Source organism: Mesorhizobium sp. 43Arga (assembly GCF_053714255.1).
Map to the genome: position 1 here is coordinate 39,395 of NZ_JBSKBO010000012.1, position 15,955 is coordinate 55,349.

Sequence of the window (15,955 nt, forward strand, 5' to 3'; positions counted from 1 at the left end):
ATTAGATCGCCTTCGCCGGTCTGCGCAGCGCCGAATAGGTCAGCAGCATCGAGGCGAGATAGAGCAGCAGGAAGACGATGTTGAGCGAAAGCACCAGCTTCGACGTATCGGCGATGGTGGTCAGCACATAGGTCAAAAGCAGTGCCTTCAGGGCGGCGAGCAAACCGAGATTGAGCGCCCGCACCGCCGTCTGGCCGCGGGCGAACAGAAGCTCGGCCTGGTATTCGACCAGATTGCGCAATCCCGGAACGCAGATTGCCAGCGCCACCAGCGGCGCGGCCTCGGAGACGTTCCTGCCCAGCGCGTTGGGGAAGAAGTGCAGCACGATGCCGAGCGCCAGCAGCGCCAGCGTCGAAACGGCGAACACGCCGCCCTCGATGCCGCTCTTGACCGCCAGTCGCGACAACAAATCCGGCGCGCGCATCATGCGTTGCACCAGCATCATCGAGAAGGTGCGGATCGGGATCGCGGTCAGGTCGACCAGCCGCATGATGATGGCATAGATGCCGGCCAGATGCGGACCGCCGATCGCCAGCACCAGCAGCTTGTCGAATTCCGATTGCAGGTAGAACAACACTTCCGCGCCGGCGACGTAGATGGAATCGGCCAGCCGCCTGAGATAAAGCTCGATACGCAGCCGCAGTCTTTGGCGCGGATAGAACCAGCCGAAAGCCAGAAGCAGCGAGGCGGCGTTGGCGCCGATGTAGAACCAAGACCACGCCCAGATGCTGTGTTGCGCCGAGACCATGAACAGTACCGCGCCAAGCGCCCGCAGCGCCGTCGTCAGGATCGCCAGGATCGCCGCACGGCCGAACTTGCCGAGCCCGTTGTTGACGATCAGCGCCACCTCGACGGGCCGCCACAACAGCGCTTCGGCAAACACGATCGCTGAAAACACCGACAGCGGCACGGTGCCGGCGAAGAAGATCAGGTAGACGCCGAACGAGGCCACGGCCAGGAGAGGCAGCGATACGATGCCGAGGAGCAGGAAGCCGGCTGTGAAGGTGCCGATCAGATTGGGGCGGATGGTGGCGGTGCGGTAGAGCGCCGAGATGAAACCGAAGGCCAGGATCCGCGACAGCATCACACCCGCCGCCGAAGCGGTGGCGAACATGCCGAATTCGGAGATCGACAGCGTGTTGGCGAGCGCGATGAAATAGGCGAGCGAAAATACCAGTCGCCCGCCGGCGCCGCTGATCGCCGAAAAATAGTCGCGCACCAGCCCCCGTCGCTCGGCCACGAAAGTGCCGATCCGGGCGAAAGTGCGCCTTTGCGGTATGCCGCGAGCTTCGGTCATGTGCCGGGAAGCCATAGGCGGGAAAGCTTAACGTGCCGTTCTGGGCTCCGGATGCACTGAAATTCCGGCACTTGAGGTTATGGAAAGCTTACGCGCCGGCCTGCCGAAATTAACCTTTTGTTTCCTATGCTTGTTTAGCGTGGCTTAACGAATAGCCGACCGCCGCTGCCCAGCGGCCAAAGAGTGAAGCTCCAAGACAATGGTCGACAGGGAAAACCGTGAAGACTGGAGGCGCGAGCGTTCATTGCTGGCGCTCGGCCAGGCCATGCGCGGTGAGGATGACGCATCCCTGGTGTCGCTAGGCGATCGGGCGGATTCGGCATGGCGCGAGGATGCCGCCACACGCCACCGCCTTGCCCGCTCGCAGCGTGAGGCGCGGACGAACTCAACGCCGTCTGCCGCCGCCGGACCAGAGCGCTTCCGGCCGGATGAGCAGCCGGAAGCGGCGGCTCGGGACGACGCCTGGCGCTCGCAAGAGGACGCCGACGATCTGCCGCCGGCCATGCCGTATTCAAGGCAGCCCGCTGAAGAACCTTCCGGCAGCGCTCGCTCGCATGACAGGTCCCGCCAGGCAGGCGAAGCGAATGCATCCTTTGATGATCGCGGGGACGACCAGCAGTGGAAGCCGCTGATCGATCCGATGCAGGTCGTGCGTGGCATTGCCAGGTCGAAACTGCTGATCATCACCACCACGCTGATCGGTGCTGGGCTTGGCATCGCGATCGCGCTGTCGACGCCGAAGAAATACGAATCGATTACCGAATTGGTCGTCGATCCACGCGACCTGAAACTTTCGGACCGTGATCTCACCCAGATGGCGGTCGTTCCTGACGCGACACTCGTCAACGTCGAAAACCAGATCAGACTGCTGACCTCGGGCACGGTGCTGGGCAAGGTCGTCAATAAGCTCAATCTCGCCGACGATCCTGAGTTCAATGGCCAAGGCTCGGGCGGCCTGGGCGTGATGTCACTGATCCGCTCGATCCTGTTGCGCCAAGACGGACCAGGCGGTGGCGATGAGTCTCGCCGCCTGTCGCTTGCCGTCGGCAATCTGGCTGAAAGCCTTTCGGTCGAGCGCGCGGGCAAGACCTCCACGATCATGATCGGCGTCACCACGCAGAATGCCCAGAGATCGGCGCTCATCGCAAAAACGATGACGGATGTCTTTCTGCAGACCTCGGGTGAGCTCCAGTCCCTCACCGTCGGCCGGGCCAACAATGAATTGACGGCGAAACTCGAGGAGATGCGCAAAGGCGTCGAGACGGCCGAGCGCAAGGTCGAGGACTTCAGGGCCACCCACGACCTTGTCGACGCGCAGGGCCACCTGATCAGCGATGACCAAATGCTCAAGGTCAACGAGCAACTGTCCGTTGCCCGTGCCCGCACTGCGGAGCTGAGCGCCCGCGCTGGCTCGGCACGCTCGACCAATGTCAATTCGGTGCTCGGCGGTACCTTGCCGGAAGAAATCAATTCCAACACGATGAGCGATCTGCGCGCGCAATATGCCACGCTCAAGCAGGAGGCCGATCGCGCGGCGGTCCGGCTTGGTCCGCGCCATCCCGAACTCCAGGCGCTCAACGCGCAGCTTGCAGGCGCACGCGATCGCATCGCCGCGGAGCTCAGCCGCATCGCCTCTTCGCTGCAGGTTGACCTGAAACGCTCGATCCAGGTCCAACAAGACTTGGCGTCCCAACTGGCCCAGATGAAGGTCCGCAGCGGCGACGTCAACAGCGACCTCGTCTCGATGCGCGAACTGGAGCGCGACGCCGCGGCCAAGCGCTCGGTCTATGAACAATATCTGCTGCGCGCCAAGGAGATTGGCGAGCAGAAGGGTATCAACACCGCCAACATGACCGTCATCTCGCCGCCCTCCGTTCCGCTCGAGCCGAACGGTCCATCGCGCGTCGTGATGGCGCTTGCCGGCCTGTTCCTGGGTTTTGCTTCTGGAATTGGTCTCGGTGCCATGCGTGGCGCCTATGAAAGCTTGCGCGAGACCGCCACGTCGCGCTCGCGCCGTGGCCGCAAGGCGCCCGTCGAAGACCGGGCATTCCGGGCTGCGCCGCCGCCCGCGCCGCCAATGCCGGCAGCGCCGGTGCCGCCAGCGCCACCCCCGCCACCTGCGCCGCCGCCGACTTTGGCACAGGCTGAAGCCGCTCCCGTCGAACGGCCCGGGCGTGTCGCCACGCTGATGGCGAAACTGCGCAATGCCGTATCCCGCAAGCCATCCGCCGAAGTGGACGATGATAGCGAATTCGCCGCATTCGGTGACAATGCGCGGCCGGATGCCGCCATGCCCTCCGGCTTCCCGAATCCGGAGTCCGCCTTCATGCCTCGGTCGTCGGACTATTCGCGGCTGCCTTTCCCTCCGGGCTTTGATGCCGCCTATTCCCAGCCAATGGGGCCGCCATCGCGGTCGCCCGTGATGCCGCTACTGCCGCTCTATCCGGCTCCGCCGCCCTATCCCCCTGCATCACAGGCCGGCTCGATGCAGCCCCGGCAGACGCCGTCGCCGGCAAGTTACCCCTATACCCAGGCCATGACACCCGATGCCGGGCATATGCCGTATCCGCCGCAGCCCGCGCCACCGCGGCCACAGGCCAATCCATCCGAGCCATCGATGGAGCCTTCGCCGGTTGAGGAAAGCGCCGAACAGGCGCCGATCGAGGAAATCCGCGCCAGCCTGCGCGAATTCCGCGAGGCGGTGCGTGAACTCACCGAGAGCCGCGCCCGCCGCCGCTACTTCTGAGCCACAAGATACATCACCGAGGCCGAACAAAACCCTCCCGGTTTTCGCGTAAACGGCATGGGACGGCGCTTTGACGGGATTGCGCGCCGGAATTTTCGTGACAATGCCGCGCTGCATGTTGCCGGCGCCCGGACATTGCGTTCTCGAAAGCGGCGTTGGGCGAAACAGGGTTGAGGATGGTTCATGGCCGAAGTGATTGACGGAAAGAGCGTTGCCGGGGATGTGGTGCGGACGGTCAAGGCGTTGACCGCCGAGCTTGTCGCCAAGGGCAACGCCAAGCCCGGTCTGGCCGTGGTCATCGTTGGCGAGGATCCGGCCAGCCAAGTCTATGTCGCTTCCAAGTCGCGCACCGCCAAGGAATGCGGCTTTCATTCGCTCCAGCACACGCTGCCGGCCGAGACCTCCGAGGAGGCGTTGCTCAAGATCATCAGCGATCTCAATGCCGATCCGGCCATCAACGGCATCCTGGTGCAGTTGCCGCTGCCCGCCCACATCGACGCCGGCAAGATCATCCAGGCGATCGCGCCGCAGAAGGATGTCGACGGCTTCCATTTCATCAATGTCGGCAAGCTCGGCACAGGCGAGCTGGACACGGCCTTCGTTCCCTGCACGCCGGCCGGCTCGATGCTTCTGATCGAGCGCGTGCGCGGCAAGGACCTGTCCGGCCTGAACGCCGTCGTCGTCGGCCGCTCCAACATCGTCGGCAAGCCGATGGCCAATCTGCTGCTCGCCGCCAACTGCACCGTCACCATTGCCCACAGCCGCACCAAGGATCTGCCGGCGCTTGCCCGCACGGCCGACATTCTGGTCGCGGCCGTCGGCCGGCCGGAAATGATCAAGGGGGATTGGGTGAAGCCGGGCGCCACCGTCATCGATGTCGGCATCAACCGCATTCCCGCGCCCGAGAAGGGCGAGGGCAAGTCGCGCCTCGTCGGTGACGTAGCCTATGCCGAGGCGGCCAGGCAAGCCGGGGCCATCACGCCGGTGCCCGGCGGTGTCGGGCCGATGACCATTGCCATGCTGATGGCCAATACGTTAGCTTCTGGCTACCTTGCGGCCGGCTTGAAGCGGCCCTCCTTCTGAGCCTGGGTTGACCCTGAAAGCGCCAGTTTTGCCCAACCCTACCATTTCCCCGGAACGGCCGGTCACGACTGATCCCGTTCAAGGTGGCCGGCAGTTCGCTTTCCTGCTGGTCGACAAGTTTTCCATGTTCTCGCTGGCCGCGGCGATCGACACGTTCCGGTCGGCGAACCGTCTGCTCGGCCGTGATTTCTATGGCTGGACCACTGTGTCCGCCGATGGCGACCCGGTGATGGCGTCCAACGGCCTGCCGCTCAAGATCGACTATGCCGTCGCCGACCTGCCGCCGGTCGACATCCTTTTCGTTTCGGTCGGCCTGACGACGGAATTTCCCGGCAAGAGCAAGGTTCTTGCGGCCCTGCGCAGCTGGGGCCGGCGCGGCAACGCGCTTGGCGCGCTGTCGGTCGGGTCCTATTTGCTGGCCGAGGCCGGCCAGCTCGACGGTTACCGCTGCACCATCCATTGGGAAAACCGCGCCGGCTTCATGGAGCGCTTCCCCGACATCAACTGCACCGGCAATGTCTTCGAGATCGATCGCAAGCGCTACACCTGCGCCGGCGGTACGACCTCGATCGACCTGATGCTGGAAATCGTGCGCGGCGACTTCGGCTCGAACCTCGCCAATGGCGTCGCCAACCAGTTCCAGCACGAGCGCATCCGCTCGGCCGGGGACCGCCAGCGCGTCGGGCCGGAGCGCGACCTGACCGGCAAGTCGGAGAAGCTTAGGCGCATCGTCGAACTGATGGCCGACCATCTCGACGAGCCGCTATCGGCGGTGCAACTCGCCAAATCGGCCGGTCTTTCCGTGCGTCAGGTGGAGCGTCTTTTCCTGCGCCACCTCAATGTCACGCCGGGCCGCTATTACATGCGGCTGCGGCTGGAGCGGGCGCGCGAGTTGCTGCGCCAGACCAACATGCCGATCCTTGATGTAGCGATCGCGACGGGCTTCACCTCGCATTCCTATTTCGCCCAGAGCTACCGGCTGCAGTTTGGCCGTCCGCCCTCGGAAGAGCGCCGCACCACCTACTAGCCCGCGTGGGAGCCAGTCCTTCCCCTCACCCCGCTACCTCGAAGAGGCGATGCGGCGCAAGGGAGGACGATATGCTGGGCATCCGCATCGAGCCTCGCTTCAAGGGATTGCGGTCCGATGCCCGATACCGCGCCATCGTCGAGCACGAGGGCTTCGGGCCTGCTCCGCCGGTTGGCGCCTGAGCCACATCGCTGCGTCCGGGCTTGTGTCCCGACACGCGCTCAAATAGCTTTGGGCTGCAGGCGGGGCGGCTACTCAGGAGATTTTGATGGTGGGACTTTCACGGAGCATCGCTGCGGCGATCCTCCTTTTGTCGATGACGACGTTCGGCTTTGCCGCAAACAAGGTCATCATCATTCTCGACGCTTCCGGCTCGATGTGGGCGCAGATCGACGGCAAGCCCAAGCTCGAAATCGCCAGGGAATCTCTGAGGACCGTGCTTCAATCCGTTCCCGCCGACGATGAGATCGGCTTCATGGCCTATGGCCATCGCGAGAAAGGCAGCTGCGAGGACATTCAGCTGATCGTGCCGCCTCAGGCAGGCTCGGCAAGCGCCATCACGGACGCCGCCGACAGTCTGAAATTCCTTGGCAAGACGCCGTTGACGGCAGCCGTCAAGCAGGCGGCCGAAGCGCTGAAATACACCGAGGACAAGGCAACCGTCGTCCTCATCACCGACGGGCTCGAGACCTGTGGCGGCGATCCCTGTGCATTGGGCAAGGAACTCAAGGCATCCGGCGTCGATTTCACCGCCGACGTCGTCGGCTTCGGTCTGACCGCCGACGAGGGCAAGCAGATCGCATGCCTGGCCGAAAACACCGGCGGCAAGTACATCCAGGCCTCGGACGAGAAGGCGCTGCAGGAAGCCCTGGTCGAAACCGTCGCTGCGCCGGCGCCGGCACCCGCGCCCGCGCCTGCGCCGAAAGCAGCCGAGGTCGATTACAACCTCATCCCGCAAGCGTTCTTGAAAGAGGGCGGCGAGGTGCCGAAGATCGACGTCTACTATGAAGTCTTCAAGGACGATGCAAAGGGTGTCGGTGGAGACAATGTCAACTACGGTTACAACTCTATCAAGTTCCACGTTCCCGCTGGCAACTACATCGTCGTTGCCACCAGCGGCGCAGCCAAGGCCGAGCAGAAGGTCTCGCTGGCGGCCGACAAGGCGACGGAGGTGTCGCTCAATCTGAACGCCGCGGAGATATCCATCCATGCGCGGCCCGCGCCTGGGGCCGATGTCGACCGCAATGCGCAGATCAGCATTGCCTATCCCGGCGGCACATCGGACAGCAACTATGGCGAGGTCAAGTTCGTCGTTCCGGCCGGCGAGACCAAGGTCACGGTGAAGCTGGGAGCCGGCGAGGCAAGCGAGACCATGCAGCTTGCCGCCGGCCAGGTAGTCGACAAGGACATGATCGTCGGTGTCGGCAAGGCCAAGGCCAACGCCTTCTACACCCAGGGCGGCGAGAAGGCCGAAACCGATGTGGGTTGGAAGGTGTACAAGGCCACCAAGAAGCTCGACGGCAGCCGCGATCAGGTGACTTACGCCTACGGGCCCGACAGCCAGTTCGATCTGCCTCCGGGCGACTATGTAATCGGGGTCGATGTGCAGGCCGTGTCCACGGAACAGCCTTTCAGCGTGACGGTCGGGCAGATGACCGAGGTCAATGTGACGTTGAACGCGGGCGTCCTGGCCGTCGACGCGCCAGGCGCGGATGGCTTCAAGATCTACGAGGCCAAGAAGAACATCCAGGGCGAACGCAAGCAGGTGACCTACGCCTATGGAGAAAAGATGCAGACCACGCTGGCGGCGGGCGACTACGTGCTCGTGACCAATTTCACTGCCGACAAGGCCGACAAGGAGACGCCCTTCACGGTCAAGGCTGGCGAGCGGAGTGAACTCAAGGTCGAATAGCATCCGGCAGGCCAAGCAAAAAGGGCGGCTCAAGGCCGCCCTTTTCATTTGGAAGTCAGGAATGTCACGCCGTTCCGAAGGCGCTGGCGCCATGGTCGGCACGGCCCACCAGCTGCCGGAAGCCGGCGAAAAGCTCGCGGCCGAAGCCGAACTCGTTGCCGATGAGGTCGGCTTCAGCGGTGCGGCGCAGCGCGAACTCGGTTCCCGGAACCAGCACCTCCAGCGTGCCGGCATCGGCGTCGAGGCGGATGATGTCACCGTCATGGAGCCGGGCGATCGGTCCGTCCTCGACGGCTTCCGGTGTTACATGGATCGCCGCCGGCACCTTGCCGGAAGCGCCCGACATGCGCCCGTCTGTCACCAGCGCGACGCGCTGCCCGCGGTCCTGCAGGATGCCGAGCACGGTGGTCAGCTTGTGCAGTTCCGGCATGCCATTGGCCTTCGGTCCCTGGAAGCGAATGACGGCGATGAAATCGCCGGTGAGGGTGCCGGCCTTGAACGCGTCATTCAGGCCCTGCTGGCTGTCGAACACCTTGGCCGGCGCCTCGATGATGCGCCGTTCCGGCTTGACGGCGGACGTCTTGATAACGGCATGGCCGAGATTGCCCGCCAGCACCTTCAGGCCGCCTGTCGGCTGGAACGCCTTGTTGAACGGCGCCAGCACCTTTTCGTCGCCGCTAACACGCGGCGAGGCCTCGCGCACCACCGAGCCATCGGCGCCGAGCTTTGCCTCGACCGCGTAGGGTCGCAGGCCTTCGCCCCACACCGTCTGCACATCCTCGTGCAGCAGGCCTTCGTCGAGCAGTTCGCGGATCAGGAAGCCGAGCCCGCCGGCGGCATGGAAATGGTTCACGTCGGCAAGCCCGTTCGGGTAGACCCGCGCCAGCAGAGGCACCGCTTCCGACAGGTCGGAAATATCCTGCCAGGTCAGTGCGATGCCGGCCGCTGCCGCCATGGCGATGAGGTGGATGGTGTGGTTGGTCGAGCCGCCGGTGGCATGCAGGCCGACGACGCCGTTGACGATCGAACGCTCGTCGATCATCCGCCCGACCGGCGTATAGGCATTGCCGAGCGCGGTGATGGCGAGTGCCCGCTTCGTCGCCTCGCGGGTCAGCGCATCACGCAACGGCGTGCCGGGATTGACGAAGGAGGCGCCGGGCGTGTGCAGGCCCATGATCTCCATCAGCATCTGGTTGGAGTTCGCCGTGCCGTAGAAGGTGCAGGTGCCTGGCCCATGGTAGGATTTGGATTCGGCTTCCAGCAGTTCGGCGCGTCCCGCTTTGCCCTCGGCATAGAGCTGGCGGACCTTGGCCTTTTCGTCGTTGGGCAGGCCGGTGGTCATCGGTCCGGCCGGGATGAATACCGCCGGCAGATGGCCGAAGGTCAGCGCCGCGATCACCAGTCCCGGCACGATCTTGTCGCAGACGCCGAGAAAGACGGCGGCGTCGAACATGTTGTGCGACAGGCCGACCGCCGCCGACATGGCGATCACGTCGCGCGAGAACAGCGACAATTCCATGCCGGGCTGGCCCTGCGTGACGCCGTCGCACATCGCCGGCACGCCGCCGGCCACCTGGGCGATGCCGCCGGCCTCGCGCGCGGCCACCTTGATCAGGGCAGGGAAGGTTTCGAAGGGCTGATGCGCCGAAAGCATGTCGTTGTAGGAGGTGATGATGCCGAGATTGGGCACCTTGTCGGCGCCGAGCGCCAACTTTTCCGAGGGGCTGCACACCGCAAAGCCGTGGGCGAGGTTGCCGCAGGACAGCACCGACCGGTTGGCGGTCTGGTTCGACGCTTCGGCGATACGGCCGAGATAACGTTCGCGGCCCACCTTCGAACGTTGGCGGATGCGCTCCGTGATGGCTTCGATGTCGCGTCTTGCGGTCATGGCGGTCGGTCCTTTCAGGCGAGGTCCCGGAAACATCCTCCCGCCGTTGCCGGGACCACTAAATCTAAAATCAGGGCGCCCAGAAAACCTCTACGGGCCTGGGCGCGGCGTCGAGCACGGCGCGGATCGGCTTTCGCGGCCCGGGCGCGACCGCGCCGTCGAAGGCGGTGCGCTTGTCCTCGCCCTCTATGTGCAGCGCGATGAAGCCGGCGTCGATGATGCGCGCCAGCGTCAGGGTCAGCCGCGGCTCGCCCGCACTGGCTGCATGAACCGGCAGGATGATCCTGTCCGAGGCCGGGTCGAGCAGCTTGGCCAGATCGTCGGCATCGGGAAAGAACGAGGCGGTGTGGCCGTCCGGCCCCATGCCGAGCACCACGACATCGAGCGGCCACGGCAGGGAGCGCAGTGCGGCATCGTCCGATGCCGCTGCGTCCTCGATGCCCGATGCCTCATGGTAGAGCGGCACGAAGCGCGCCGCTTTGGCGGCGTTCTGCAAGAGATTGGCGGCCACCAGCCCGGCATTGGAGCGCGGCGAGGAGGCGGGCACGAAACGCTCGTCGACCAGCGTCACGATCACCTTGTCCCAGGCGATCGGCATCGCCGAGAGGGCGGCGAAGAATTTTGCCGGCGTCGTGCCGCCGGAGACCGCCAGCACGGCCGTGCCGCGCTCGGCGATCGCCTTCTCCAGGCGATCGGCGACGCGACCGGCCAGCGCCGCGGCCAGGTGCGGACGGTCGGGGAAAGCGTTCCAGTTGTAGCTGGCGCCGTTCAATTGCTCTCGTGCCATGTCCGCCCGTCGCGTTCGATCAGCGCTATCGAGGCCGACGGCCCCCATGTGCCTGCCGTATAGCCTTGTGCTTCCTGCTTGGCGCCTTCCCAGGCATTCTGGATCGGGTCGATCCATTTCCACGCCGCCTCGACCTCGTCGCGGCGCATGAACAGCGTCTGGTTGCCGCGGATGACGTCCATGATCAGCCGTTCATAGGCGTCGGGCGCGCGACCGTCGAAGGACTGCGCGAAGCTCATGTCGAGCGAGATCTGGCGCAGCCGCATTCCGCCTGGGCCCGGATCCTTGATCATGATGAACTGCTTGACGCCCTCGTCGGGCTGCAGCCGGATGACCAACTGGTTGGCGAAGATCGGCCCGGCGCTGTCGCCGAAGATCGAATGCGGGATCGGCTTGAACTCGATGACGATTTCCGAAACCCGGGTCGCCAGCCGTTTGCCGGTCCTGAGGTAGAACGGAACGCCAGCCCAGCGCCAGGTGCCGATCTCGGCTTTGATGGCGACGAAGGTTTCGGTGTTGCTGTCCTTGCCGAGCTCCTCGACATAGCCCTTCACCGGTCCGCCGGCAGAGGCGCCGGCGCGATACTGGCCGCGCACTGTGTGCTTCGGCGCCTCGTTGCCATTGATGCGCTTCAGCGCCCGCAGCACCTTGAGCTTCTCGTCGCGCACGGCGTCGGCGTCCATTGACGACGGCGCCTCCATGGCGACGAGGCAGAGCAGCTGCAGCATGTGGTTCTGCACCATGTCGCGCAGCGCGCCGGCCTTGTCGTAATAGGTGACGCGGTCTTCCAGGCCGACGGTCTCGGCGACCGTGATCTGTACGTGGTCGATATGGGCGGAGTTCCACAGCGGCTCATAGAGCGCATTGGCAAAGCGCAGCGCCATCAGGTTCTGCACCGTCTCCTTGCCGAGATAGTGGTCGATGCGGAAGATCTGGCTTTCGTGGAAGTCGTCGCCGACCAGATCGTTGAGCGCCTGCGCCGAGGCAAGGTCGCGGCCGATCGGCTTCTCCAGCACGATGCGCGAGTTCGGCGTGATCAGCTTGTGCTCTTTGAGCTTGTGCGAGATATCGCCGAACAGCGCCGGCGCAACGGCGAGATAGAAGGCGCGGATGCTCTCGCTCTCGCCGATCGCCTTCTTCAACTTGTCGAAGCCGGCGCCGCTCGTCGCATCGGCGGAGACATAGGAGAGCCGGGCCAGGAAGGTCTTCAATTCCTTGGCGTCGATATCGGCCGGCTTGACATGGTCGGAGATCGCCTGGCTGGCGAAGGCCCGGAATTCCTCGTCGCTCATTTTCGAGCGCGATGTGCCGATAATGCGCGTCGGCTCGGAGAATTGGTGGTCGCGCTGGCGATAATAGAGTGACGGCAGAAGCTTGCGTTCCGACAGGTCGCCGGTGCCGCCGAAAATGATGAAGTCGAAAGGATCGACGGGAATGATCTGGCTGGTCATGGTCTGTCCGCTCTGACGCCGGTCGCGAGTACGCGGCTGATATATTCTAATCGATTTAAATTTTCCAGTGCCATGGTGTCACATCGAGGACCAATCGCTGGATATTGATTGGATCCACATGTGCGCTTGACACTGGCGCTTGCCGGAGGCTTGTCGGTGAACGAAGACTCCGGAAGCTTTCGCAGTTGCAGCATAGAACGTGAATGTGACGAAAGCTAAGGGAGAAATGGCGCCTTGTCTGTCGCGGCATGGGCCGCGCCGGTCAGTCGCCTAATTGATTCCAGGAAGACATCGATGAGCGGACAAGGCATGCGTCTGGAAAACAAGGTCGCCATCATCACCGGCGCGGCTTCAGGCTTCGGCGAAGGCATGGCCAAGCGCTTCGCGCAGGAGGGGGCCAGGGTCGTTGTCGCCGATCTCAATGCCAAGGGGGCGGAGCGCGTCGCCGGCGAGATCGGCGAGACGGCGATCTGGACGCAGACCGATGTCTCGCTGCGCTCCGAATTCGACGAGATGGTCTATGCCGCCGAAAGCGCCTTCGGCCGCATCGACATCATGGTCAACAATGCCGGTTACACCCACCGCAACGGCGATATGCTCAAGGTCGACGAGGAAACCTTCGACCTGATCACCGCTGTCAACATGAAGGCGATCTATCACGCGGCCCTTGCCGTGGTGCCGATCATGGAGCGGCAAGGCGGTGGCGTCATCCTGACCACGGCCTCCACCGCTGGCCTCAGACCACGGCCCGGCCTCACCTGGTACAATGCCTCGAAAGGTTGGGCGATCACCGCCACCAAATCGATGGCGGTGGAACTCGCGCCGAAGAACATCCGCGTCAACTGCCTCTGCCCGGTCGCCGGCGAAACCGGCATGCTGGAGAAATTCATGGGCGCCGACACGCCTCAGATTCGCGAGACTTTCCGCGCCTCGATCCCGCTCGGCCGGCTTTCGACGCCGCTCGACATTGCCAATGCCGCACTCTGGCTGGCGTCGGACGAAGCCGCCTTCATCACCGGCGTGGCGCTGGAGGTCGATGGCGGCCGCTGCATTTGAAGCGCATCGTCATTGTGACGCAGGGCGGTTCGACCGTGCCTGCGACTTCGATTTGACTGGTACCGGCAACGTGCGGCGAGCCTGGCCCCAGCCGCAAATGCGTCGGTCATCAGCCACCGGTCTTGATGTAGCTCTTGTAGACCCAGCCGGTCTTGCCGTTATAGACGATCTGGCACCATTGCTTGCAGTTCATCACCTGCACCGAGGTCCTTGCCGGCACGGTGCCGATGGCGGCTGCGTTCTTCTTCGGGCCGCTGCGCATCGTCACCGGCCTCAGGATGCGCCCATTGCCGGCCGCCGCCACTTTGCGTGGCTTGGCCTTGCTGCCATCATCACTCGCCGTCGGCTGCTGTTCGGGCGCTTGTGGCTGCACTTCAGGGATGGCGGCGGTCTTCGCGCCATCCGGATTGCTGCTTGCCGCTGGTGCGGGCGCGGCAACCTTGGCAAGTTCGCTGGCGGCATCGGTATTGGTCGCCGATTGCGCGAATGCCGCCGCGACAGCCGGCTTGTCCGGCGCCGGCTCAGCCTGATTGGCCACCTGGCTGGGGGCAGCCGCTTGATCGGGTGCCGCCGAAGCGGTCTTCGGCTGTGCTTCGGTCCAACGGGGGTTATTGGCGGCAAGCGCTTGTATGTTTGCTTTCGCCGCCGCGACGGTCGGTGAAACCTGGTCGGACTTGCGGGCGGGCTGCGGCACGGTCGCTGCGGCCACCGTGGTTCCGGCCGGGACGATCTTCGTCGTTTTCACCGGAATGGCCGGAATGCTCTGCCCTTGGCTGGCGGCTGCTTGCCGCTCGCTCGTCGGCAATGCCAGCCAGAGCGCCACCGCGGCCACGCCAAGCAGCGCGGCGGTGCCGACCGCGGCAATCACCAGATGCGAGTTCGAACGGACTTCCTGCCAGAAGGACGGCCGCATGTCGTATCCAAACTGCATGGCAAAGCGCCGACGTTCCGGAGCACCGAAACTGAAGGGCTCTCTCACTCTCACCACCTCCATAAGCGGGCCGGTGTTCTTTCGATCGTTGCCGGAAGTCCGGCGTCTGATCGGCATCGGTCCCAAAAATCAACACGGGCGAGCCCGCAGCAATCCCCGAATAGTCGCCCAGAAGCGCGAACCCTTCGCCCCCGATTGTGGCAGCAGTACGCCATTGTAATGGATTCTGCGCCTTTGCCGGCATTTCCGCAACGTGTCGCAAGGGCAATGAATATTACAATATTACATGAGGTCGTGATAGCGATCGGATCCAGCACGAGGCGCGTCGCGTCGGAATGGATCCATGCGACGCCCTTCAGGCCTATGTCGCTTCCCCTGACCGGGGCGCACTTTTGGCTGATATGCACTAGATCCGGTCGCGCAGCGCGAACCAGTTGAGCGCCAGGAAAAGCAGCGGCGTGCGGAAACGGCGGCCGCCGGGAAATGGCGGAATTTTCAAATCCTCGATCAGTTTCAGCCGGTCGCGATTGCCGACAACGGTCTCGGCATAGAGCTTGCCGAAGAAGTTCGACAGCATGACACCGTGGCCGGAATAGCCGCCGGCCGAGATCACATTTGGCATCACCTCGCGCACGAACGGTTTCCTCGGCACGGTGATGCCGACATAGCCTCCCCAGCCATGGGTGATCTCGACATCTTTCAGCGCCGGATAGAGCTCCACGATCTGGCGGCGAATGTGGATGTGGATGTCCTTCGGGTCGTTGACGCCATAGACCTCGCGTCCGCCGAACAACAGCCGGCCATCCCTCGATTTGCGGAAGTAGCGCACCACGAAGCGGGAATCATCGACGGACTCGCCGCCGGGCAGCACTTTCGAATCCGCCCCCAAAGGCACGGTCGCACCGATGAAGGAGCCGATCGGCATAATGTGTGCGGCACTCACCGGTTCGAGCGTGCCGCCATAGGCGTTGACCGCGATCAGGCATTTCTGCGCCGTCACGGTACCTCTTGGCGTGGAAACCCTGACCTTGCCGCCAGCGGAAACGATGCCGGTCGATGACGTTTTTTCAAACAGCTGCGCGCCGGCCTGCGCCGCCACCCGCGCCGTGCCGATCACCAGCTTCATCGGATGGATATGGCCGGTGCCTGTGTCGCGCGTGCCGCCGAAATAGGCGGTCGAGCCGAGCCGCTCCGCCGTCTCCTTCGCATCCATGAAGGAGATGTGCGGATAGGAGAAACGACCGGCCATGATCTCGGCATGCGCCTTGTAGTCGTCGACATAGCGCGGCTTGTGCGCCACCGAGAGCTGGCCCGGCATGTAGTCGATATCGATCTGGTTGGCGGCGGCGAATTCGATGAGATGCGCCTTCGCCTCCTCGGCGAGATCGAACAGCGCCTTCGCGCGCGACAGACCGTATTCGGCCTCCAGATCTTCTGCCCAGGCGCGCTGGCCGGTGCCGAGCTGGCCGCCATTGCGGCCAGATGCGCCGTCACCGAAGCGATAGGCTTCGATCAAGACGACATTGGTTCCTGCCTTGGCGAGATGCGTTGCGGCCGACAGACCGGTAAAGCCCCCACCGATGATGACGACGTCGCAACTCCGGTCGCCATCGAGTGCCGGATATTCTGGTCTAGGTCCCGCCGTGTCTTCATACCACGAGCGGCCGGGAGAAATCGGAGACTGATAGGGCATGGAACGACAGTGAATCCAATGAATGGTGAACAGGGTGGACGGTGGGTGGCTGCGGGAAAGCGCGGCGTCTGCGCTCATCCATCC

11 protein-coding genes are annotated in these 15,955 nt (G+C 64.1%); 5 read left to right on the forward strand and 6 right to left on the reverse strand.

Annotated elements, in window-relative coordinates; translation table 11 throughout:
- Position 1: 1 nt before the first annotated feature.
- Complete coding sequence (locus tag ACWGS8_RS30430) at positions 2-1,297, reverse strand: lipopolysaccharide biosynthesis protein (RefSeq protein WP_454584405.1); 1,296 nt, start codon at positions 1,295-1,297, stop codon at positions 2-4.
- 199 nt (positions 1,298-1,496) lie between these two features.
- Between ACWGS8_RS30430 and ACWGS8_RS30435 the strand changes: the two genes are divergently transcribed.
- The 4 genes from ACWGS8_RS30435 (at position 1,497) to ACWGS8_RS30450 (ending at position 8,065) form a co-directional block, all read left to right on the forward strand.
- The gene (locus ACWGS8_RS30435; RefSeq protein WP_454584406.1) at positions 1,497-4,043 is read left to right on the forward strand and encodes a GumC family protein; all 2,547 of its coding nucleotides are present in this window, start codon (positions 1,497-1,499) and stop codon (positions 4,041-4,043) included.
- A 183-nt stretch (positions 4,044-4,226) separates the two neighbouring features.
- Positions 4,227-5,126, forward strand: coding sequence for a bifunctional methylenetetrahydrofolate dehydrogenase/methenyltetrahydrofolate cyclohydrolase FolD (folD, locus tag ACWGS8_RS30440; RefSeq protein WP_454584407.1), 900 nt, complete (start codon positions 4,227-4,229; stop codon positions 5,124-5,126).
- Positions 5,127-5,154: 28 nt separating this feature from the next.
- Positions 5,155-6,153 (forward strand): GlxA family transcriptional regulator, encoded by a 999-nt coding sequence (locus ACWGS8_RS30445; protein ID WP_032920700.1) that lies wholly within the window; start codon positions 5,155-5,157, stop codon positions 6,151-6,153.
- A gap of 268 nt (positions 6,154-6,421) precedes the next feature.
- On the forward strand, positions 6,422-8,065 hold the full coding sequence (locus ACWGS8_RS30450; RefSeq protein ID WP_454584408.1) for a vWA domain-containing protein: 1,644 nt from the start codon (positions 6,422-6,424) through the stop codon (positions 8,063-8,065).
- A 64-nt stretch (positions 8,066-8,129) separates the two neighbouring features.
- Here the strand turns inward: ACWGS8_RS30450 and edd are convergent, their stop codons facing one another.
- The 3 genes from edd to zwf form a co-directional block, all read right to left on the reverse strand.
- Positions 8,130-9,953 (reverse strand): phosphogluconate dehydratase, encoded by a 1,824-nt coding sequence (gene edd, locus ACWGS8_RS30455; protein ID WP_454584409.1) that lies wholly within the window; start codon positions 9,951-9,953, stop codon positions 8,130-8,132.
- A gap of 70 nt (positions 9,954-10,023) precedes the next feature.
- Complete coding sequence (pgl, locus tag ACWGS8_RS30460) at positions 10,024-10,740, reverse strand: 6-phosphogluconolactonase (RefSeq protein WP_454584410.1); 717 nt, start codon at positions 10,738-10,740, stop codon at positions 10,024-10,026.
- A complete protein-coding gene (gene zwf, locus ACWGS8_RS30465) occupies positions 10,722-12,191 on the reverse strand; it encodes a glucose-6-phosphate dehydrogenase (RefSeq protein ID WP_019860336.1) in 1,470 nt (489 codons plus the stop codon). Before zwf ends, pgl begins: the two co-directional genes overlap by 19 nt.
- Positions 12,192-12,500: 309 nt before the next feature.
- On the opposite strand from zwf, the gene ACWGS8_RS30470 reads away from it, so the two are divergent.
- Complete coding sequence (locus ACWGS8_RS30470; RefSeq protein ID WP_454584473.1) at positions 12,501-13,247, forward strand: SDR family oxidoreductase; 747 nt, start codon at positions 12,501-12,503, stop codon at positions 13,245-13,247.
- Positions 13,248-13,356: 109 nt separating this feature from the next.
- On the opposite strand, the gene ACWGS8_RS30475 is transcribed toward ACWGS8_RS30470, so the two are convergent.
- Together ACWGS8_RS30475 and ACWGS8_RS30480 are read right to left on the reverse strand one after the other, a co-directional pair.
- Positions 13,357-14,226: an SH3 domain-containing protein gene (locus ACWGS8_RS30475; protein ID WP_454584411.1), complete on the reverse strand. Its 870-nt coding sequence runs from the start codon at positions 14,224-14,226 to the stop codon at positions 13,357-13,359.
- Between the two features lie 358 nt (positions 14,227-14,584).
- A complete protein-coding gene (locus tag ACWGS8_RS30480; RefSeq protein WP_454584412.1) occupies positions 14,585-15,871 on the reverse strand; it encodes an NAD(P)/FAD-dependent oxidoreductase in 1,287 nt (428 codons plus the stop codon).
- Positions 15,872-15,955 lie beyond the last annotated feature (84 nt).

What these genes read in the sequence shown, in the direction of transcription:
- zwf (WP_019860336.1), bottom strand. Translation starts at nt 12,191, where the DNA reads ATGACCAGCCAGATCATTCCCGTCGATCCTTTCGACTTCATCATTTTC.
- ACWGS8_RS30450 (WP_454584408.1), top strand. Translation starts at nt 6,422, where the DNA reads ATGGTGGGACTTTCACGGAGCATCGCTGCGGCGATCCTCCTTTTGTCG.
- ACWGS8_RS30430 (WP_454584405.1), bottom strand. Translation starts at nt 1,297, where the DNA reads ATGACCGAAGCTCGCGGCATACCGCAAAGGCGCACTTTCGCCCGGATC.
- ACWGS8_RS30480 (WP_454584412.1), bottom strand. Translation starts at nt 15,871, where the DNA reads ATGCCCTATCAGTCTCCGATTTCTCCCGGCCGCTCGTGGTATGAAGAC.
- edd (WP_454584409.1), bottom strand. Translation starts at nt 9,953, where the DNA reads ATGACCGCAAGACGCGACATCGAAGCCATCACGGAGCGCATCCGCCAA.
- pgl (WP_454584410.1), bottom strand. Translation starts at nt 10,740, where the DNA reads ATGGCACGAGAGCAATTGAACGGCGCCAGCTACAACTGGAACGCTTTC.
- ACWGS8_RS30435 (WP_454584406.1), top strand. Translation starts at nt 1,497, where the DNA reads ATGGTCGACAGGGAAAACCGTGAAGACTGGAGGCGCGAGCGTTCATTG.
- ACWGS8_RS30470 (WP_454584473.1), top strand. Translation starts at nt 12,501, where the DNA reads ATGCGTCTGGAAAACAAGGTCGCCATCATCACCGGCGCGGCTTCAGGC.
- folD (WP_454584407.1), top strand. Translation starts at nt 4,227, where the DNA reads ATGGCCGAAGTGATTGACGGAAAGAGCGTTGCCGGGGATGTGGTGCGG.